At 43.0% G+C, this 21,275-nt stretch carries 18 protein-coding genes; 10 read left to right on the top strand and 8 right to left on the bottom strand.

The window, feature by feature from the left end; translation table 11 throughout:
• The first annotated feature begins 153 nt into the window (after positions 1–153).
• The 7 genes from AC1D0K_RS17735 to AC1D0K_RS17705 are packed head-to-tail and all read left to right on the top strand — an operon-like array spanning position 154 to position 7,399.
• Positions 154–1,035 carry a DUF58 domain-containing protein gene (locus AC1D0K_RS17735; RefSeq protein WP_477390820.1) on the top strand — a complete coding sequence of 294 codons (882 nt, stop codon included), beginning with the start codon at positions 154–156 and terminating at the stop codon, positions 1,033–1,035.
• Entirely contained in the window at positions 1,032–1,991 is a 960-nt protein-coding gene (locus tag AC1D0K_RS17730; protein ID WP_477390818.1) for a hypothetical protein, read from the top strand. Before AC1D0K_RS17735 ends, AC1D0K_RS17730 begins: the two co-directional genes overlap by 4 nt.
• Positions 1,988–2,992, top strand: a complete 1,005-nt coding sequence (locus tag AC1D0K_RS17725; protein WP_477390816.1) for a vWA domain-containing protein — start codon at positions 1,988–1,990, stop codon at positions 2,990–2,992. The genes AC1D0K_RS17730 and AC1D0K_RS17725 overlap by 4 nt, the downstream gene beginning before the upstream one ends.
• A gap of 3 nt (positions 2,993–2,995) precedes the next feature.
• Complete coding sequence (locus AC1D0K_RS17720; RefSeq protein ID WP_477442215.1) at positions 2,996–4,036, top strand: vWA domain-containing protein; 1,041 nt, start codon at positions 2,996–2,998, stop codon at positions 4,034–4,036.
• Positions 4,033–4,773, top strand: a complete 741-nt coding sequence (locus AC1D0K_RS17715) for a tetratricopeptide repeat protein (protein WP_477390812.1) — start codon at positions 4,033–4,035, stop codon at positions 4,771–4,773. The genes AC1D0K_RS17720 and AC1D0K_RS17715 overlap by 4 nt, the downstream gene beginning before the upstream one ends.
• Before the next feature lie 18 nt (positions 4,774–4,791).
• Positions 4,792–6,636: a BatD family protein gene (locus tag AC1D0K_RS17710; RefSeq protein ID WP_477390810.1), complete on the top strand. Its 1,845-nt coding sequence runs from the start codon at positions 4,792–4,794 to the stop codon at positions 6,634–6,636.
• Position 6,637: 1 nt separating this feature from the next.
• Entirely contained in the window at positions 6,638–7,399 is a 762-nt protein-coding gene (locus tag AC1D0K_RS17705; RefSeq protein ID WP_477390808.1) for a tetratricopeptide repeat protein, read from the top strand.
• Positions 7,400–7,548: 149 nt separating this feature from the next.
• On the opposite strand, the gene AC1D0K_RS17700 is transcribed toward AC1D0K_RS17705, so the two are convergent.
• The 4 genes from AC1D0K_RS17700 to AC1D0K_RS17685 form a co-directional block, all read right to left on the bottom strand.
• Entirely contained in the window at positions 7,549–8,436 is an 888-nt protein-coding gene (locus AC1D0K_RS17700) for a PfkB family carbohydrate kinase (RefSeq protein ID WP_477390806.1), read from the bottom strand.
• 116 nt (positions 8,437–8,552) lie between these two features.
• Complete coding sequence (locus tag AC1D0K_RS17695; RefSeq protein WP_477390804.1) at positions 8,553–9,635, bottom strand: PAS domain-containing sensor histidine kinase; 1,083 nt, start codon at positions 9,633–9,635, stop codon at positions 8,553–8,555.
• A gap of 427 nt (positions 9,636–10,062) precedes the next feature.
• Positions 10,063–10,566 carry an anti-sigma factor family protein gene (locus AC1D0K_RS17690; RefSeq protein ID WP_477390802.1) on the bottom strand — a complete coding sequence of 168 codons (504 nt, stop codon included), beginning with the start codon at positions 10,564–10,566 and terminating at the stop codon, positions 10,063–10,065.
• A complete protein-coding gene (locus tag AC1D0K_RS17685; RefSeq protein ID WP_477434568.1) occupies positions 10,563–11,144 on the bottom strand; it encodes an RNA polymerase sigma factor in 582 nt (193 codons plus the stop codon). Before AC1D0K_RS17685 ends, AC1D0K_RS17690 begins: the two co-directional genes overlap by 4 nt.
• 58 nt (positions 11,145–11,202) lie before the next feature.
• Here AC1D0K_RS17685 and AC1D0K_RS17680 point away from each other — a divergent pair, with 58 nt between their 5' ends.
• Positions 11,203–11,322: a pentapeptide repeat-containing protein gene (locus AC1D0K_RS17680; RefSeq protein WP_477390798.1), complete on the top strand. Its 120-nt coding sequence runs from the start codon at positions 11,203–11,205 to the stop codon at positions 11,320–11,322.
• A gap of 89 nt (positions 11,323–11,411) precedes the next feature.
• On the opposite strand, the gene AC1D0K_RS17675 is transcribed toward AC1D0K_RS17680, so the two are convergent.
• Positions 11,412–12,140, bottom strand: coding sequence for a zinc metallopeptidase (locus AC1D0K_RS17675; RefSeq protein WP_477390796.1), 729 nt, complete (start codon positions 12,138–12,140; stop codon positions 11,412–11,414).
• Between the two features lie 301 nt (positions 12,141–12,441).
• Between AC1D0K_RS17675 and AC1D0K_RS17670 the strand changes: the two genes are divergently transcribed.
• On the top strand, positions 12,442–13,569 hold the full coding sequence (locus AC1D0K_RS17670; RefSeq protein WP_477390794.1) for an NAD(P)/FAD-dependent oxidoreductase: 1,128 nt from the start codon (positions 12,442–12,444) through the stop codon (positions 13,567–13,569).
• A 194-nt stretch (positions 13,570–13,763) separates the two neighbouring features.
• On the opposite strand, the gene AC1D0K_RS17665 is transcribed toward AC1D0K_RS17670, so the two are convergent.
• From AC1D0K_RS17665 to recQ, 3 genes are all read right to left on the bottom strand, one after another.
• The gene (locus AC1D0K_RS17665; RefSeq protein WP_477390792.1) at positions 13,764–14,372 is read right to left on the bottom strand and encodes a hypothetical protein; all 609 of its coding nucleotides are present in this window, start codon (positions 14,370–14,372) and stop codon (positions 13,764–13,766) included.
• A gap of 69 nt (positions 14,373–14,441) precedes the next feature.
• Positions 14,442–15,800: a UDP-N-acetylmuramoyl-tripeptide--D-alanyl-D-alanine ligase gene (locus tag AC1D0K_RS17660; RefSeq protein ID WP_477390790.1), complete on the bottom strand. Its 1,359-nt coding sequence runs from the start codon at positions 15,798–15,800 to the stop codon at positions 14,442–14,444.
• A 38-nt stretch (positions 15,801–15,838) separates the two neighbouring features.
• Positions 15,839–18,013 carry a DNA helicase RecQ gene (gene recQ, locus AC1D0K_RS17655; protein WP_477390788.1) on the bottom strand — a complete coding sequence of 725 codons (2,175 nt, stop codon included), beginning with the start codon at positions 18,011–18,013 and terminating at the stop codon, positions 15,839–15,841.
• A gap of 636 nt (positions 18,014–18,649) precedes the next feature.
• Between recQ and AC1D0K_RS17650 the strand changes: the two genes are divergently transcribed.
• The gene (locus AC1D0K_RS17650; protein ID WP_477390785.1) at positions 18,650–21,145 is read left to right on the top strand and encodes a M14 family metallopeptidase; all 2,496 of its coding nucleotides are present in this window, start codon (positions 18,650–18,652) and stop codon (positions 21,143–21,145) included.
• Positions 21,146–21,275 lie beyond the last annotated feature (130 nt).

Raw genomic sequence — 21,275 nt, 5'->3', positions numbered from 1 at the left:
GAAAGATCTTATAATCTATTGCAAGGCCGGACATAAAGTTCGCAGAACAGAGCGCATAAGGTTTCTCAAATCGGTCGAAATGACATTTTTGTTTGATTTAAAAAATTGCTAATAAAAGTCCTCTCCCTTTAGGGGAGGATTTAGGAGGAGCCAATGGCTAAGGATACCAAAGAACTGCTAAAAAAGGTAAGGAAGATAGAGATAAAAACCAGGGGATTAAGTAACCACTTATTCTCGGGCGAGTATCATTCAGCTTTCAAGGGGCGGGGTATGGCCTTTAGCGAAGTGCGCGAGTACCAGCTTGGCGATGAGATTCGTACCATTGACTGGAACGTTACCGCCCGCTTTAACCACCCTTATGTAAAAGTGTTTGACGAAGAGCGCGAGCTTACCGTTATGCTGATGATGGATGTGAGCGGATCAGAAAACTTTGGTACCCAAACCCAGCAAAAGCAGGATCTGGCTACCGAGCTTTGCGCGGTGCTTGCCTTTTCGGCCATCCAAAACAATGATAAAGTAGGGGTGATATTTTTTAGCGATAAAATAGAAAAGTTCATTCCGCCTAAAAAAGGACGTACCCATATCCTGATGATCATCAGGGAACTGATAGATTTTAAACCCGAAAATAAAGGCACCAACGTTGCCGTCGCGCTTAAGTATTTTACCAGCGTTATCAAAAAGAAATGTACGGCCTTTATATTATCTGATTTTATTAGTCCGGGTTTTGAGGATGAGCTGAAGATTGCCAATAAAAAACATGATATTATTGCCCTGAGGCTTTACGATAAACACGAAGAGGAGTTTCCAAACCTGGGCCTTATCCCGATGAAGGACGAAGAAACAGGTGAGCTGCTTTGGGTAAATACAGCCGATGCGCATGTACGCCAGGCGTTTAAGGCCGACGCACTAAAAAGAAACGGAATGTTAAAAGAAACCTTTAAAAGATCGGGTGTTGATTTTACCAGCGTGGGTACCCATGAATCATACGTAAAACCATTAATGACACTATTTAAAAAGCGGGAAGGCCGGAGATGATCAAGTGTTTTAAATATTCCCTGGTACTATTGCTTACAGGTGCTTTTTACAATGCCTTTGCCCAAACGCCGCAAGCGGGAGCAAAGCTGGATAAGGCCACAATACTCCTGGGCGAGCAAACCAAGCTGCACCTTAGCATCAAATTTAATGTGAAGGATAAGGTGGAGTTTCCGGCACTGGCAGATTCTATTGCCGGGAAAATCCAGATTGTAAGCAGCAAAACTGATACCCTGTTTGATAAGGGCGATGTAAGTATAGAAACCATTCATAAAAGCTATACAATTACCGGCTTTGACAGCGGCGCGTACGTAATACCATCCTATGCGTTTAAAACAACAACTGGTCCGGTTTTTACACAAGCTTTAACCATTATGGTACAGCCGGTAGCGGTTGATACTACCAAAGCCTTTTACGATATTAAGCAGCCGCTTGCCATAAAATATTCATTTATGGATTGGCTGCGCGATAACTGGCCATGGGTTGTGGGCACCTTGCTGGCCATTTTAATTATTGCCGGTATTGTATACTACATTAAAACAAGGCCTAAAAAGGTAATCATTATTGAGCCGCCTAAACCTAAGGTGCCGGCCCATATCACCGCATTGCAAAAACTGCAGGAGCTGCGCGATAAAAAGCTATGGCAACAAGAACAGGTGAAGCAGTTTTACATTGAACTGAGCGAGGTGATCAGGGAATACCTGGAAAACAGGTATGCTATCACAGCGCATGAGCAAACATCCGAGGAGATTTTTGCCAGTTTAAGGTTTATGGATATTACCGAGGAGAACAAGAATGCGCTTCGCCAGATGCTTATTCTTGCCGATTTGGTGAAATTTGCGAAGGAGAAACCATTGCCTTTTGAAAATGAGCAAACCATGGATAATGCCATCAGCTTTGTAAATAAAACACAACAGGCATATCAGCCACAAACAGATAAACAAGAGGGGAACAAATGAGCTGGTTTAAAGGAATAGAATTTGCCCATCCCGAATTTTTCTGGTTGTTTATCAGCATCCCCCTTATGGTTGGCTGGTACATCTGGAAGCAAAGGCAGCTGCAGGGAAACCTAAACGTGCCTACCTTAAAGGGATTCACCATCATCAAAAAAAGCATGCTGCCCAAATTCAGGCATTATGCTATTGTGTTGCGTTGTTTGGCTGTGGCTGCATTGGTTGTAGCGCTGGCAAGGCCGCAATCATCATTAAGCTGGCAAAACAGCACTACTGAAGGGATAGATATCGTTATTGCATCAGATATTTCGGGCAGTATGCTGGCCGAGGATTTTAAGCCCAACCGCTTAGAGGCCGGTAAGGAAATAGCTATTGATTTTATAAAAGGCCGCCCGGATGATCGTATTGGTTTGGTGGTTTTTAGCGGTGAAAGCTTTACCCAATGCCCGCTTACTATTGATCATAGTGTGCTTATTAATATGTACGCTGATATTAAAAACGGGATGATTACCGATGGTACCGCCATAGGTATGGGCCTGGCAACAGCTGTTAACAGGTTAAGAGGGAGCGAGGCCAAAAGTAAGGTTGTAATATTGCTAACCGATGGTTCAAACAATTCTGGCTCGATACCGCCTATAACCGCGGCCGAAATTGCCAAGCAATTTAAGGTGAGGGTGTATACTGTAGGTTTGGGTACCAACGGTTTTGCGCCATACCCGGTACAAACCCCAATGGGGGTACAATACCAGCGCATGCCGGTAGTTATTGATGAGGTCACGTTATCAAAAATTGCCAGTATCACAGGCGGTAAATATTTCAGGGCCACCAATAACGCGACGCTAAAAGATATTTACACACAAATAGATAAGCTGGAAAAGGCCAAAATTGACGTTACCCAGTATCGCAAAAAAACGGAAATGTTTTTGCCATGGGCCATCATCGCGCTGGTTTTATTATCGCTTGAATTTATATTAAAAAACACCCTGTTCAGAGGGGCTTTAACTTAATAGATGTTACGTTTTGCACATATAGAATATTTATGGGGATTGGTCATTGTACCGGTGTTCATCATCCTGTTTTTAACAGTGAGCATCTGGAAAAAGAGGGCTATCTCCTCACTTGGGGATAAAAATGTGGTTAAGTTAATGATGCCGCAGGTTTCTTTGTCAAGACCGTGGTGGAAGTTCATTTTCTTTTTGGTTGCCTATGCGGCATTAATAGTAGGCATAGCCGACCCACAGATTGGATCAAAAACCGAAGAAGTAAAACGCAAAGGCGCCGACCTGATGATACTGCTTGATGTATCAAACAGTATGCTTGCGCAGGATCTGGCACCCAATAGGCTGGAGAACGCCAAACGCGCCATTGCCCAGCTTGTTGATCGTTTGCATAATGACAGGATTGGTATTATTGTATTTGCCGGCCAGGCTTATGTGCAGCTGCCTATCACCACAGATTACTCTGCAGCAAAGCTATTCCTCAATACTATCAATACCGATATGGTGCCTACGCAGGGTACAGCCATTGGCGCGGCGATAGACCTGGGTATGCAGTCGTTTGATTTTAAAAATGGAACAGGTAAGGCCATGATCATTATTACCGATGGCGAAAACCATGAAGATAACGCGGTAGAGGCGGCTACTAATGCCCGGCGCAGGGATGTATCTGTAAATGTGGTTGGCGTTGGCTCGCAGGAGGGCGCACCAATACCGGTTTATGAAAACGGTCGCCCGGTAGGCTTCCATACAGATAGTGTGGGCCAGCAGGTGATAAGCAAGCTTAACGAGGATATGGGTAAGGAAATAGCTACAGCCGGTGGCGGGGTGTATGTAAGGGCCAATAATACCAATAGCGGCCTGGGCATTGTGATGGATGAGATTAGCAAATTGCAGCGCAAAACTTTGGATACCAAATCATTTAAAGATTTTGAGGATAGGTTTCAGTTTTTCCTGAGCATCGCTTTTGTATTGCTGCTGGCAGAGTTTTTTATATCAAACCGTAAAAACATGCGGTTGAGCGGGATAAAATTATTTGAAGTAAAGAAGTCATGAAGCAATTGATTATAGTTGTATTATTAGTACTGCAGGCTTCATTCCTTTTTGCCCAGCAGGAAAAAAAGTACATTAAAAAGGGTAACGAGCTTTACCAGGAAAAGAATTATAAAGAGGCCGAAGAAAACTATCGTAAATCTGTTGGTAAAACCGCCAAAACGGTTGAAGGTAACTTTAACCTGGGCGATGCCCTGTACAAACAAAAGAAATTTGATGAAGCCCAGCAACAGTTCAGTAAAATAGCATCTACATCAACCAATAAACAGGTTTTGGCAAATGCTTATCATAATTTAGGCAATTCCCTGTTGGAGAAGAAAAAGCTGGAGGAAAGTATTGCCGCTTATAAAAAGTCGTTGCTGAATAACCCAACCGACGATCAAACCCGTTACAACCTGTCATACGCCCAAAAAATGTTGAAAAAGCAGCAGGACGATAAAAAGAAACAGGATAAAAAGAACGATAAGAATAAGGACAAGAAGAATAAAGACGATAAGAACAAGGATAACAAGAACGATAAGGATAAAGACAAAAAAGATCAGGATAAAAAAGACCAGGACAAGAAAGACCAGGATAAAAAAGATCAGGATAAGCAAAACCAACCACAGCCCAACAATGTATCAAAAGATGATGCCGAGCGGATGCTGGAAGCCCTGAACAATGATGAAAAACAAACGCAGGATAAGCTAAAAAATAAAAAGCTGAAAGGCGCAAGGGTAAAAATATCCAAAGACTGGTAGGCCCTATATTTATAACAAATGAAGCTAAAGTATTATATATCGTTCCTATTGCTGTTTTGCACCAGTGTGCTTTTTGCTGCCGATATAAGATTTACCGCATCGGTTAGTAAAACCGAAGTGGGCACAACAGAGCAGTTTGAAGTTACCTTTAGCTTAAGTGGTAATGGCGATAGGTTTACGCCGCCGGCCTTTAATGGCTTTTTGGTGGTATCGGGCCCTAACGTGTCTCAAAGCATGAGCGTTATTAACGGCGCGTCGTCATCAAGCATGGCTTATAGTTATGAGCTCGTTGCCGTTAAGCCCGGTACTTATACTATTGGGCCGGCTACTATAGTTGTTAACGGTAAAACGCTAAGCACACAGCCCATAAAAATAAAGGTAGTTAAAGGCACAACAGCAGCTTCGGCCCAACAAGCAGCCGCTGCACAACAACAGCAGCAGCAAAGGGCAGGAGGAGGGATTCAAAGTATCACGTCGGGCCGTTCAAAAGATATTACCAAAGATCTGTTTATCAGGGCCGACGTTAATAAAACCAACGCCTACATTGGCGAGCAGCTTACCCTAAGCTACCGCCTGTACACACGCGTGGCGCTGGTGGGTAACGAACTGGAAAAAATGTCGGACCTGAATGGTTTTTACAGCCAGGAAATTAAAAGCGCCGACCCTACCGCTGTTCACTGGCGCATTGAAACCATAAAGGGGGTAAAATATAATGTAACCGAGATTAAGCAGAATATCCTGTTTCCTGAGCATGCCGGTAATATTACAATCGACCCCATGATCATGAATTTTGTAGTGCGCGAAACAGCACCATCTGCCGATCCGTTCGATAATTTTTTTGGTGGCGGAAGCTTTAACGATGTTAAGTACAAAATTAAAAGTATCCCCGCGGTTATTCACGTAAAACCACTTCCGCAAGCGGGTAAGCCAGCTGGTTTTGGCGGTGCGGTTGGTCGGTTCACTATCCATACATCGGTAGACAAAAGTGAGCTGAAAGCCAATGAGCCGCTTAATTATAAAATAACCATAAGCGGCAAAGGAAACCTGAAGCTTTTGAAGCCAATGGCTCCCGAGTTTCCGGCTGATTTTGAAAAGTACGACCCCAAAGTAACCGATACCATTACTGATAATGAAAACGGTGAATCGGGCACACGTGTTTACACTTACCTGCTGATACCAAGGCATGGCGGCAGTTTTAATATCGACCCTGTCAAATTCTCTTACTTTGATCTTTCGGCAGGTAAATATGTGTCTGTACAAACCAAAGGTTTCCCGATAAAAGTTGCCAAGGGCGCCACAGAAAATAACGTAACCTCATTGGGCGATGCCGATAAACAGGATGTTAAATTACTGAATAAGGATATCCGTTATATTAAAACTGATGCCGACAATATTGCCAAAATTGGCGACGGTTTTTATGGCTCGCCATTATATTACTTTCTGTTGATTTTAGGCCCGCTATCGTTTGCTGGCGCTCTCGTTTACGGTAAATGGTACGAAGTGAGCAACAGCGATATAGTTAAAGTAAAAAGCCGTAAGGCCGGCAGAATTGCAGCCAAGCACCTGGCCAGCGCTAAAGCGCAGCTAACGGCCAATAATAAAACCGCCTTTTACGAAAACGTGTTTAGAGGTTTGTATGGTTACCTGGGCGATAAGCTGAATATTGCCGCCGCCGATCTGAACCGCGAAAAAATTGCCACCGAACTAAAAGCCCGGTCTTTGGATGAGACGAGCATCAACGACTTGCTGGAAACTTTGGATTTGTGCGATATGGCCCGTTATGCGCCGGTTTCGGGCATTTCGGAACAGCAGATGTTTGATAGGGCAAAAAACATGATCAATAACATTGAAGAAAAAATATAACATGCTGAAGCGTTGTATATACCTGTTGCTCCTCATTGTATCGCCATTACTGGCTTTTAGTAATAACGATGCAACTGCTTTATTTAAAAAGGGGAACGACCTGTACCAAAAAACAAAATATAAGGAGGCTACGGCTATCTATCAAAAAATGGTGGATGACGGTTACCAATCGGCTGCCTTATATTTTAACTTAGGGAACACTTACTACAAAACCGGCGATATAGCCCCGGCTTTGCTATACTACGAAAAAGCGCGCAAGCTATCCCCCGGCGATGAGGACATCCGGGTTAATATTCAATTGGCTAATTCGAAAACTTCGGATAAAATTGAAGAGGTTCCTGAATTTTTTATCCGCAAATGGTGGCATGGCTTTTTACTCGCTTTCTCTGCAAATATGCTGGCAGTACTCAGCGTATCACTTTTATTGGCGGCATCCGCTCTGCTTATTCTTTACCGTTTTACAGGCTCGGTAGGCATAAAAAAAGCATCGTTCTATTTAGCTATCGTGTTATTGGTCGTAGGGATCAGTGCTATTTTTATCTCGGGCCGGCAAGCCTATTATTTTGAGGCACATCATGAAGCCATTATTTTTAGCTCATCAGTAACCGTTAAAAGCGCGCCCGCAACTTCATCCAAAAACGTGTTTGTATTGCACGAAGGCACCAAGGTTAACATACTTGGAAACAATAACAACTGGGTAAAAATTCGCTTGGCTAATGGCAACGAAGGCTGGATTGGTACCGGGGATGCAAAGGAGATATAGGCTTTTTTGACCTACCTGTCATGCCGAATTTATTTCGGCATCCCATAGGACATGTCGACTCCATGCTACAGACTTAGCATGTGGGGTGCCGAAATAAATTCGGCATGACCCCGAGGCCCCCCCCGGAAAGAGCAACAACGACTAACTAATTAGTAACTATACACCTTCACTCCACTCTCCAGCAAATTCATTACATCCTCTTCGGTGCCGGTGAATGGTCCGGATGATTCAATTTTGAAGCTGGCCATCGCGGCGGCAAATTCACCTGCCTGCTGAAATGATGAACCTTTTATGCGTTGACATAAATAGCCGGCCATATAGGTATCGCCACAGCCTGTAGCATCAACAACCGCGGTAGGTGTATAGGCGGGGATATTGTAAAAAACGCCGTCGGTATAAATAACAGATCCCATGCTGCCGAGGGTAAGCACCACTTCTTTAACGCCCCAGTCGGCTAAAATGCGGGCGCCTTCAAAAATATCATTGCTGCCGGTAAGCACTTCAGTTTCGTACTCGTTGGCCTTCAGGATATCAACATAGCGTAAAGCTTCGCGTTTATCCGCCCAGTCAACCGCTACCACATTGGTGCCTTCAACTTTGCGTAAATAACCCTGCACATCTAAAGAAACACGACCACGGCTATGCAACTCTTTGATGAGCTCAACAGGCATATCATCGGCCAACAGCGGACCCAGGTGAAATATCTTAGCATCTATTTGCTGTAATTGCTCAACAGTAAAAGGATTGGCCTTTTGTAACACCCGTTGGGTACGGTGGTCCTGGTTCTCAGAATAAATATTTTCAAAATAAACAGAAAGACCGCCTACTGATGCATTTACTTTAATGCCTTTGGCGCGCATTTTTTCAACAACAACCATTTCGCTTTGGGCAAGGGTGGTTACCAGGGTGTAGTTAACATCCATATTACGGATGGCATTTGAAAAATAAAAGGAAGTGCCACCGGCCATGTGTGCAACCGCGCGCGGTGTTACCACTTTATCTAATGTAATATGCCCTACGCAACAGATATCGTACATGCTTTTTTGTTTATTTTGAATGAGCCCTAACCAACCAGGAGCAAACCGCAAAGGTATGTAATATCAATGTTTAATTAATGTAAGGTTTTTAATACAGGCAGAAATATGTGATCGGCTTAGTCTTTAAACGATATAATGAACTTGGCGCCCATGTTTAGCTTGCTTTCAAGTGCTATTAGCCCGCCCAGGCTGGTAATGTGGTTATATACCAGGTAGAGCCCTATGCCTTTGCTATCGTGGTGATGATGGAATTTTTGGTGGAAGCCAAAAACTTTATCTTTTACATTTTCCATGTCGAAGCCCAGGCCGTTATCGGCAAATATTACCTGTTTGATGCCTTTATTAACTCTCGAAGTAATGGTAATAACCGGAGGAACATCCGGGCGGGCATATTTCAGGGAGTTGGTAATGAGGTTTAAAAAGATGCTTTCCAGGTAAGCTTTATTAAAGTTGATGGTAGCGACGGCGCTAAAATTAATATTTATGGTAACGTTTGAATGCTGTAGCAGTGAACTTAGCGAATGTAATACCGTATTTAATGACTCGTTAAGATCAAGTTCTTCTACATGCACGTTTAAGCTGTCTTTCAAACTCAAAGCATCTACATAATTATTTAACGTATCCTTCAGGCTTTCTGTAGCTAATTTCAACATACCTATAAATTCAATAGTTTCCGCATCCTGGATCTTGGAAACATCCATGAGTTTAAATACGGATAATAAATTACCCACCGGCGATCGCAGATCATGCGATGTAGTATAGGTTAATTGTTTAAGGTCGTTGTTTATTTTAGTTAAATTGGTTATCAGCGCGTTGCGTTCTTCCTCCTGCTTTTTTTTATGGGTGATGTTTTTGGCAATGGCAAAAACCAGTTGCTCGCTGTCAACCGGCATCGATGTCCAGGCAAGCCAAACTATTTTGCCGCTTTTGGTAATATACCGGTTCTCGAAATTTAACAGGGGAATATCATGAGTAAGGTTATCCCTTTTTTTAGATGTGATATCGCGGTCTTCGGGATGTACAAAATCGTTTATCGGGCGGGCAAAAAGTTCTTCATTGGTGTATTCCAGTACATTTGATACCGCAGTATTTATCTTTTTAAAATATCCATCGTAACCGGCAATGCAAAAAAGGTCAGCCGATAATTCAAAAAAGCGCTCGAAATTAAAATCCTTGTTCCCGATACCAAAACTATTCATGAGAGCCTGTTTATTACAGCTATCAGGGGTATATAGCTATTAGTGCAGTTTGGTTATACGGGGATGCGAAAAAAATGTTCATAACAATTGTGAAGAAAGGATTTAATACCGGGGTAAATTGTAACCGGGGCAGATGCCTAAATTTAAACATTGAATTTTCCAGTCCGGTATTTTGATAACGGCATAGCCTGAAAAAATAAAAGCCTCCCAACCTTGCGCCGGGAGACTTTCAACCTAAACCTTATCACAATTAAACCGGTAAGATTACCAGTTCATATATGGTTATACAATTACTATACCAAAGTTTATTTCTTAATGATTTTTTTACAAAAAGTTATTTAAAGTGCTTAAAAATAAATATTTATGATGTGTGAGTGTAATTAACTAATAAGCACTGTTTGTTTTGTAGTACACCATTTAACACACTTTATGCGTGTTTTGCAGTGTTTTTTCTGCGCAGGTAACTATCAGTTAAAAACAAAGCCAGCACCACATCAAATACCAAAAACCATTTAAATACCTGGCTGCTAAAAATACTGCCCGCGCTTGGTAGTTTTATACCTGCCGGCAGGTTAACTTTTACATTGCCGGCCGGAAAAGAAAAATGAGTATTGGCTATTGTAAATATTAACAAAGCCAGTATGGTAAACATAAAGAAAGCGCCCACGCCAATGATAATGCGCTTATCAATAGCCGCTTTTAACGGCTGGCGTGCATTTTCTGTGCGGATTGTTTCCATTACATTATAGGTAAAGGCCATTGAGGGTTCGTCAAGTTCCATGCTTGCAAACTCTTGGTTTAGCAATAGTAGTTCCTGGTATTTTTGGCTGTACACCTCATCCTGCTCAATAAGCCTGGCAATGGCGTCCCGCTCGGCTGGCGTGCAGGTGCCATCAATGTAATTCCAGAGTTTTTCTTCTATGGTGTTCATATCAATTCTTTAACCTCATGTTTTAAATTACGCTCCAGCTTCTCTTTCAAACGCTGGCGCGCCCTAAATAGTTTTACCTTAACCGTATTAGCCTCCATTCCCAGTGTTTGGGCAATTTCTTCTAAAGATTGCTCGCCCTTGTAAAATAACGTGATAATGGTGGCATCATCGGGTAACAATTGCTCAATGGCCTGGTTCAGGTAAAACGATCGCGATTTATTTTCCACGTTATCGGCATCATAAGCCGACTCGTGGTTTTCTACCTGTATATAAGTACCCTCATCGTCTATTGAATCTGTGGCTACCCTTTTTTTTCTTAAAAATGTCATGGCTGTATGGTATACAATAGTATACAGCCATGTTGTAAATTTTGATTGCCCCTGGTACGCAGCCAGCGAGCGATATGCTTTTATAAAGCAGTCCTGTGCAATTTCCTCAGCATCCTCCCGGCTTTTAGAAAAACGCATAGCCAGCGTAAATACAAAACGCTGGTGCCGCTTAACCAGGTCGGCATACGCCGACTGGTTACCAGCCAGTGTCTGTTCTATAAGATCGATATCTGAAAGCTTGCTTTGCATGTGTTACAACCTCTATGACTACCGGGCTTTTATTTAGGTTACACCAAGATAAGGAAATATGTGCAGATGTGCAGATTTCAGATGTGCAGATTTCAGATGTGCAGATTTCAGATGTGCAGATTTCAGATGTGCAGATTTCAGATGTGCAGATAATGTTATAAACCGAACCTTGCTGTAAAGGTAAGAAGGCCCGATATGCTTATGCCTTTTTTCTCAACGGGGATCAAAAATCTGCACATCTGAAATTTGCACATCCGAAGCTCCGCCTTAATTTCTCCTGTTGAATAAAAACGAAGCGTAGTAAACCAGCGTAGCCAATGCGCTTATAGCAGCAACAACATAGGTCATGGCGGCCCACCACAGGGCATCTTTAGCCAGCTCCAGTTCTTCGCTTGTTTGTATAATGCTATAATTGTTGCTAAGCCAGGCCAGCGCGCGGCGGCTTGCATCAAACTCAACAGGTAGGGTAACAAAACTGAAAAAGGTAACCAATGCCAATGCAGCAACGCCAACCGCCAGTACAATCGGGTTATGGGCAAAAAATAACAACATTACACCAATGAACAATGTCCACTGGGTTAAGGTTGATGCCACATTGATAATAGGTACCATAGCCGAGCGGAAGCTCAACCAGCCATACGCCTGCGCATGTTGTACCGCGTGACCGCATTCATGAGCGGCAACCGCGGCGGCGGCTATGCTCCGGCTATAATAAACATCCTGGCTCAGGTTAACTGTTTTTGTTTCGGGGTTATAATGATCGCTCAGCTGACCTTCCACACACAATACCTGCACATCAAATATGCCATGGGCGCGCAGCATCTTTACCGCTACCTCCTGGCCCGAAAGACCGGATAGCAGGCCGATCTCTGAATACTGTTTAAATTTACTCTTAAATCGCCACTGCACAATAAAACTCACCACGGCAATCAAAATCATCAATAGCCAGGCCGAATTATAGCTTATGTATCCAATAATTAACGATAAGTGATTCATATATTAAGTCAAAATTAAAAAGTCAAAATACCTTAATTCTCCACCGTCATTGCGAGGTACGAAGCAATCTCTTTGCTATACAGAGCGGACTGTGCAGGGCAGATCTGCCTGTGTAGAGATTGCTTCGTACCTCTCAATGACGTGTTCGGAAATAGTCTTTCAAGAACTCAATCTATATTACGTAACTTCAAGTACATGTATAACTACTCACATTCAAAAATTATTCCGTTTCGTTGTTCATGTCAAAAGTAAATTCCCATTTGCAAGGCTTTTGAATTTGAATTTTTACTTTTGACTTAACATGTATTCATACTGGGAGCGTACCGCGTTTATTGATAATGCCGATGTGATCATCGTTGGTAGTGGTCTTGTTGGCTTAAGTGCCGCTTTGCATTTAAAAAAGCAGCAACCTGCTTTAAAGGTATTGGTTTTGGAGCGGGGCTTTTTACCATCAGGGGCCAGTACTAAAAACGCTGGTTTTGCCTGTTTTGGTACAGTGAGCGAACAAATTGAAGTAATAAACCGCTCGTCAGAAGCAGAAGCTATGCGGCTGGTAGATTATAAGTGGCGCGGCCTGCAACGCTTAAGGCAAAACCTTGGCGATGCCCATATTGACTATCATCAATATGGTGGGCATGAGTTATTTATGGTGGATGAAGGCGACGCAGCAAAAAAAGCTTTCGACCAGGTAGAAAACCTCAATAATCTATTAAAACAGGCTATAGGGGAGGCTGACATTTATGCAGTAGCTGATGAAAAAATTGCAGATTTTGGCTTTAATAAGGTAAGCCACATGATCTACAACCCGTTTGAAGGCCAGATACATACCGGTAGAATGATGCGTACCTTATTATATAAGGTATACGAGTTGGGCGTACTGGTGCTAAACAATGTGGAGATCACCGCAATTGAACAGGAAGACAAACACATCATCCTGCAAACCACTCAAGGTAATTTTAAAGCAGGCAAAGTAATCCTGGCCACCAATGCATTTGCCAGCCAGTTGTATCCCGAACTGAATGTTATTCCCGGCAGGGGGCAGGTTTTGATCACCAAACCGGTACCCGGTTTAAAGCTAAAGGGAACTTATCATTTTAATGATGGCTATTACTACTTCCGTAATATTGATAACCGGGTATTATTCGGGGGCGGCCGCAACCTGGATTATAAAGCCGAAGAAACCTGGGTCTTTGGGCATACAGATGTTGTAAAAGAAAAATTAGTTAGCTATTTGAAGGATGTGATCCTGCCGAATCAGGAAGTGGAAATTGACTATTGGTGGAGCGGCATCATGGGTTTTGGCGAAGAGCTAAGCCCGATAGTAAAAGAAGTAAAACCCGGTATTTTCTGCGCTGTTAGATGCAATGGCATGGGCGTGGCTATGGGAAGTTTGGTGGGAGAGGAAGTGGCGGAGCTGGTGCTTGCCTGATTTTGGAAAATGATAAATTGCTTTACCAGTAGGTAGGTTATTGTCCCAATCTTGTATATCCGCGCTGTATAGTTAGAGACGTAAATATACGTCTCTACAATTCCATATAAATTTGTTCAGCCTCTCAGAATCAATCTTTTTTAAAACAACTCTCCCCGTTTTTTGCGCGGTTAGATGCAATGGTATGGGTGTGGTTATAAAGAATGGTTAGGCACTATGGCCATTTGCTTAGCAATCTTCTTGCATTTAAGATAATTGTATAATCCATGTATTGCTGATGGCGTGTCTCCTCTTCCTAATGAAGTTACGTTAAGATAAATAATATAATCATCAACTAATACGGTTACCACTTTTCCATACCATCCTTTTAAAAAGCTGGATGGCTTTTCATATTGAAATACATTTTCAGATATTTCCTCAAACTTAAGATTGTCATAAAACTGATTTAGGGCATTTTCTATGTTGTCTTTATTAGCTATGTCTCCTATGTCAATTTTTACCAGTGCTTTCAATAAGTAAAGATTGATAATCATCCAAACGTCGAATAGAAAACAAGCAGTGTAAAACACAAGACTTATAGCAGGTAGGTTATCAGGTTGCGCGATAAGAGAAAGTGAAAAAGCTATAACTGGAAACAAGCCTATCAAGTAAGCCATCGTATAGTCAAATATCATTGCAAAGCTGCGGTCATAAATTAATCTCAGCTTCTGAATGCTCATTTGATAATTAACTTTATATCTTATGGCGTTATGGGATTCGTTCATTGACTTCGGTTGTTTCTTTAAATCAAGCGTTGATGACATTTATGTAGAACTTGTTTAAGCCCAACTCCAATAAATTACTTTGGACAATCTCTCAAAATGGAGCTTTTTTTAAAACAACTCCGCCAAACGTTCCAAAGCCATCCCTCTTGATCCTTTGATCAGGATAGTTGAACCGGTAATAGGGTTAGCTTTTAAGCCGGCAATGGCATCCTCGGCGGTAACATAAAATTGGTTTTTGTCGATTGTGGATGGCCGATGGTCCATGGATTGGGCAGCTGCAACAAAGTCTTTTCCTATAAAAATCCGTTCATCCACGGCTGTATCCAAAGCTTTCTGCATTACTGAAGCATGCTCCACCGCTGATTCTGGTCCCATCTCAAACATATCGCCAAGGATAAGTACTTTGCGGTTGGCTTCAAGCTTGCCGATGTTTTCGATAGCTACAAACATGCTGCTTGGGTTAGCATTGTAGTAATCACAAATAAGTGTGTTGGTAGTCGTTTTAACAATTTGCGACCGGTTGTTTGTAGGTTGGTAGCCTTCAATCCCGGCATTGATCTCCGCAGAGGATAATTTAAAATAGGTGCCGATTGTTATAGCCGCCAATATATTATGCAGATTATAAGCGCCGGTAAGCTGGGTTTTTACTTTATAATTATCGCCCGTTTTATTGTTGGTCCACGCTAAAGTAAGCAGGGGCGAGTTTTCTATTAACTCACCACTAACCAGGTCGTCAACAGTGTTAGTGCCATAATAAACCACGTTATGCAACTTGCGTGCCTCTGCCATTTCAATTAAGGTATTATCGTCGCTATTGATGAAAACAGCAGTATCCGACTTTCGGACTTTCGGACTTTCGGACTCAAAAAAATAATCATACAATTCCCCTTTGCCCTTTTTTACACCCTCAACACCTCCAAAGCCCTCCAAATGCGCTTTACCCACATTAGTAATCAAGCCGTGGCTTGGTTGTGCAATGCTGCAAAGCAATTCAATTTCTTTTTGGTGATTGGCGCCCATTTCAATAACCGCTGCTTGGTGCGAGGCATCTATAGTTAAAATGGTAAGTGGTACACCTATATGGTTATTTAAATTGCCTTGTGTGGCCTGGGTTTTAAAATGTTGGGATAGTACAGCGTTGATCAGCTCCTTGGTGGTGGTTTTACCGTTAGTGCCTGTAAGACCAATAACTGGAATATTTAATTGCCTGCGATGGTAGCGGGCGAGATCCTGCAAAGTAGTTAGCACATCTGCCACCAATAAATATTTATCGCCCAACTGATATTCGGGATTATCTATCACAGCATAAGCTGCACCGGCTTCAATTGCTTTCGCGGCAAAGGTGTTTGCATCAAATTTATCACCCTTCAGGGCAAAAAAGAGGCTGCCCGCGCCTATGCGGCGGGTATCGGTACTGATAGCAGGGTGTTGCAGGTATAGCTGGTATAGTTGTTGGGTAGTGGTCATACTTAATCTGAACGCTTGATGGCGTTTGTATAACAAAGTTAAATTATTTCGTTTTTGTTCATCCAGCTTATTACGGCTTTAATTTCGCCGTAGCTGTAATCATCGCCCAAAATTTGCTTTAATGGCGATAGCATCTCGCGGCCATAACTCTCCACGGCATCTTTAATAACAGGAATTTTTTCCTGTGATACGATTTCGAGGATATCTATTTCGCCCGATTCAATAAAATGGCTCAAATGACCTTCAATGGTCATGGGGGATAAGCCACGGGCGGCTGCAATTTCGGTTATGCCTTTACCCTGGCGATACATGGTAAACGTTTCGGTACGGGTATCATTGGTTTTGCGTGTTTTCGGCGTCCGTTCTGCTTTTTGGGTTTTGGCCTTGCGTTCGCGTTTGGGCGATTTATAGGCTATCTTGGATTCCAGTCCTTTTTCTTTACAATAATCTTTAACTGGCTGCAGTAATTCCCGCCCATAACGGGCCAGTTTAATATCGCCAAAGCCCGATATTAAACGCAACTCATCTAAACTAAGCGGCAGGAAGGTGGCCATCTCCAACAGGGTAGCATCAGATACGATGATGTAGGCCGGTACATTTTCTAACCGGGCAATATCGTTACGTACACTCTTTAAGCGGCTCAGCAGTTCGCTTTCATGAGGTGGTGCCTGCTCATGGGTATGAGTTTCCTCTACTACTTCGCTTTCAATAAATTCAACTTTTTGAAGGCCTTTTAATACTGAAGCGCTTTTGTGGGTTAGTTTTACTATAGGATAGCCATCATCGGTAATGTGCAGGTAATCCATGGTGATCAGCTCGCGGATGTAGCGTTGCCAGTCGGTCTTGCTGATATCGACGCCAATGCCATAGGTTTTCAGCAGCTTATGTTCATCGCGGATCTTTTCGGTTTTTGATCCCCGTAAAAAATCAATAACATAATTAACTCCAAAGCGCTCATTTAACCGGGCCACTGCCGATAGCGCTTTTTGGGCTATCAGCGTACCATCAAAGCGTTTAAACTCGGTTAAGCAAAAATCGCATGAGCCGCAATTGGGCGGAAAAGCCTCGTCAAAATAATTCATGAGGTACTGCCTTCTGCAAGCCTGCAGCTGGCAATATTTCACCATATCGTTCAGCTTGTTAAGCATGATTCGGCTTTGCGTTTCGTTACCCTCAATGCGGGCAAAGTGCTGCAGCTTGCCCGCATCGCCCGGCGAATACAGTAGTAATGCTTCTGATGGCAGTCCATCGCGCCCGGCCCTACCTGTTTCCTGGTAATAGCCCTCGATATTTTTTGGCAGATCAATATGCACTACGTAGCGCACGTTTGATTTATTGATGCCCATCCCGAAGGCAATGGTTGCCACAATGATCTTTACATCATCGCGCAAAAAAGCTTCCTGATTCTTGACTTTTACCTCATTGCTTAGCCCGGCATGATAGGCTTCGGCGGCAAAGCCCTCGTCCTTAAGGTCGGCAGCCAGTTCCTCGGTTGATTTGCGCGACAGGCAGTATATGATGCCCGATTCGTCTGGTCGCTCATTCAAAAAAGCAATAAGCTGTTTAAAGCTGTTTTTTTTGGGGATAACCCGGTAAGTAATATTGGCCCGGTTAAAGGAGGATACAAATACCGCGGGTTTATGGAGATTTAATTTCTCCAGTATATCTTTTTGGGTAAGCTTATCGGCAGTAGCGGTAAGTGCGATGACCGGCACATTGGGGAACTCGTTTTTTAGCTGTGCCAGCATCAGGTATTCTGGCCTGAAATCATGCCCCCATGACGAGATGCAATGCGCTTCATCAATAGCTATCTGTACTACCGGCAGGGTCTTTAAAAAGGTGATCATTTTATTATCGCCGCCAAACAGCCGTTCGGGAGCTAAATAAAGCAGTTTTATTTGATTGTTTCTGAGTTGCTCAACCAATCGCCTTTGTTCATCGGGGTTTTGGGCCGAATTTAAAAATGCTGCCGGGATGCCACTAACATTCAGGCTGTCAACCTGGTCTTTCATTAAGGCTATAAGTGGCGATATTACGATGGTAAGTCCGTTCAATAATACCGCTGGCAACTGGTAGCATAATGATTTACCGCCACCGGTTGGCATCAGCGCCATTACATCCTGCTTGTTTAATACATGCTGAATAATAGCCTCCTGCTGGTGCCTAAACGCGCTATAACCAAAATACTTTTGCAGGGCCTGTAATGGGAGCATATTTAGATGTGCAGATTTCAAATTTTAGATGTGCAAATTACGAATTATAAGGCAGCTTGCTAAAATTTTTAGGTTTTTTGTCTGAACCGGAATTTGTAAAATTTAAGAAGCTGTCCAAAATAAATAGATCGTCATTGCGAGGTACGAAGCAATCTCTAAGCTGTACAGAGGGCTCATAAGGTCGATCTGCCTATGTGGAGATTGCTTCATACTTTATAATGATGTCCGTGTAAATTATTGATTATCAGAATATTTTTTTGTTTTGTAGAGACGCATATTTGCGTCTCCCGCGTGCAAGTCGGAAATGCAAATCCGCTCTGTATAGCTGGAGACGCAAATATGCGTCTCTACGGAAAGCCGCGCTTGCTATATGTCATCAACATTTTTTTCAGATTTACCCCTGACGGATTCTCGCAATGACGCGAAAATATGTGCTTCATTAGAAGCATAAAAACATTAATGAATCAAATTTATACAGACTCTAAGAATTAACAGAATTTAAAATCATCTGCATATCTGTAATTTGAGATCTGCACATCCAACGCATTGTAACAATCCGCACATCTGCAATCTCGCATATCCGCACATTTGAAATAAATTCGCATATTAGCGTATCTCTTATCCTACACATATATTATGTTAAAAAAACATCTACTCCTTTTTGTTTTTGTCAGCTTTTTCTTTTCGGCCTTTGCCCAAAAAATACAATCGCCCGAAGAGTTCCTGGGTTATAAGCCGGGCGAACAGTTTACCCCGCATTACCGCATTGTTGAATACTTTAAATACATAGCCCAGGCATCTAAAAATGTAAAGCTGCAACAGTTTGGCACTACTAACGAAGGCAGGCCATTGCTGGCTATGTTCATCGCATCAGATGAGAACATTGGCAGGTTGGAAGAGATTCGTCATAATAACTTACGTGTAGCCGGGATAGAAAGCGGCCCCTTGCTGGCTAATGTGCCCGTAATTACCTGGTTGAGCTATAACGTGCATGGTAATGAGCCGGCATCAAGCGAAGCAGCTATGTGGACCTTGTATGACCTGGTTGATCCGGCTAATACAACTACGCAGGCCTGGCTTAAAAATACGTTGGTTGTTATTGACCCCTGCTTAAACCCGGATGGGCGCGACAGGTATGTTAATTTTTATAATTCTGTACATGGTATTGTGCCCGATGCCAACCCAACATCGCGCGAGCATGCCGAACCATGGCCGGGTGGCAGAGTAAACCATTATTATTTTGACCTTAACCGCGATTGGGCATGGCAGCAGCAAAAGGAAACCCAGGCCCGTGTAGGTTTATTTAACCAATGGTTGCCGCAGGTGCATGTGGATTATCACGAGCAGGGATATAATGCCCCTTATTACTTTGCCCCCGCAGCAGAGCCATATCATAAAGATATTACCCAATGGCAGCGCGATTTCCAGGTTACCATTGGTAAAAACAACGCTAAATATTTTGACCAAAACGGTTGGATGTATTTTACCAAATACGAGTTCGACTTGCTTTACCCATCATACGGCGATACCTATCCCTTATATAACGGTTCAATAGGGATGACGTATGAGCAGGGGGGAATCAGCGCCGGTTTGGCGGTTGTTACCCGCAGCGGCGATACGCTTACTTTAGTACAGCGTGTGGCTCACCACCATGCAACCGGCTTAAGTACTATAGAAACAGCATCGGCTAATGCGCAAAAGCTGAAAGATGAGTTCAAAAAGTTTTTTGATAATAGTCGCGCCAATCCTCCGGGCGAGTACAAAACCTATGTTATTAAAAACGATAACAACAATAAAATAAACGCCATGGCCAAATTGCTTGCCCGCAACGGTATCCAGTATGGTTTTGGCTTAGGTAATAAGGCGGTAACCGGGTATGATTATATAACAGGTAAAACTGAGCAATATAATGTAGGGCCTAATGACCTGGTGGTAAACGCCTATCAGCCTAAAGCGGTATTGCTGCATGTGTTGCTGGAGCCCAGGACTTTTATCCCGGATTCAAACACTTATGATATTACAGCATGGTCATTACCTTACGCTTTTGGTTTAAAGGCCTATGGTGTTAAAGAATCTTTTAAACCTGCAAGTGCCGAATGGAGCATTGTGGCGCCCAAGCCGTTGGTAAATACACATGCGTATGCCTATGTATCGGCATGGCAATCTGTTGGCGATGTAAAATTCCTGGCTGCTTTGCTTAAAAAGAAGGTAAAGGTGCGTTACTCCGAAAAACCATTTGACGCGGCAGGTAAGCATTTTGCACCCGGATCATTATTAATAACCCGATCTGGAAATGACCGTGCCGATTTTGACCAGGCAGTTACTCAAACAGCTGCAGAGCTTAACCAGGAGGTTACGCCGCTGTCATCAGGGTTTGTTGATAAAGGATCAGACCTTGGCTCTGACGCGGTAAGGTATATTCGCCAGCCTAAAGTTATGCTGGTTGCCGGCGATGGAGTAAACTCCGAAGCGATGGGAGAGGTATGGCACCTGTTTGAAGCACAGTTGGGTTACCCTATTAGCCTGGTAAGATACCAGGATATTGGCCGCACCCGTTTGGCCGATTTTGATGTGGCAATTTTTCCTGACGGCAGGTACGATGATTTTCCATCCGAGAAACTACAGAACTGGGTTCGCGATGGCGGGAAGCTTATAGCGGTAGATAATGCTGTAGCGTTACTGGTTGATAAGAAAGGGTTCCTGATAAAAAAGAAAGACGATAAAAAAGACGATAAGGATAAAGACAAAACCGTTAAAATATATGGTGACCGCGATCGTGACGCCATCCGTGGTATGATTCCCGGCGCCATTTTTAAACTTAACCTTGATAACACCCACCCGCTTGGTTTTGGTTTACCCAATTATTATTACTCATTAAAGCTTAACGATGATATATATGAGCTGTTTGGCGGCGAAGATGGCTGGAATGTAGGCACTATTAAAAAGGATAGCTATGTATCTGGCTTTGCGGGTGCGCAGGCCAAACAAAAGATCAATAATGGCCTGCTGCTTGGTGTTCAATCCATGGGCCGTGGGTCTGTAGTATATATGGTTGACGATCCGTTGTTCCGTAGTTTTTGGGAAAACGGTAAGCTGCTGTTTTGCAACGCAGTGTTTATGGTAGGGCAGTAGAGGCAGTTTGCAGTTTGCAGTTTGCAGTTTGCAGTTTGCAGTTTGCAGTTTGCAGTTTGCAGTTTGCAGTTTTTGAAGGGGTAAACAAGTTAGACAAATCCTGTAGGACTTTAATCTCGGTCCATGAAAA

The sequence above is a fragment of the Mucilaginibacter sp. P1_A3 genome (assembly GCF_056406855.1).
The sequence above is the reverse complement of the archived record's forward strand: the minus strand, read 5'-3'. Positions and strand labels throughout refer to the sequence as shown.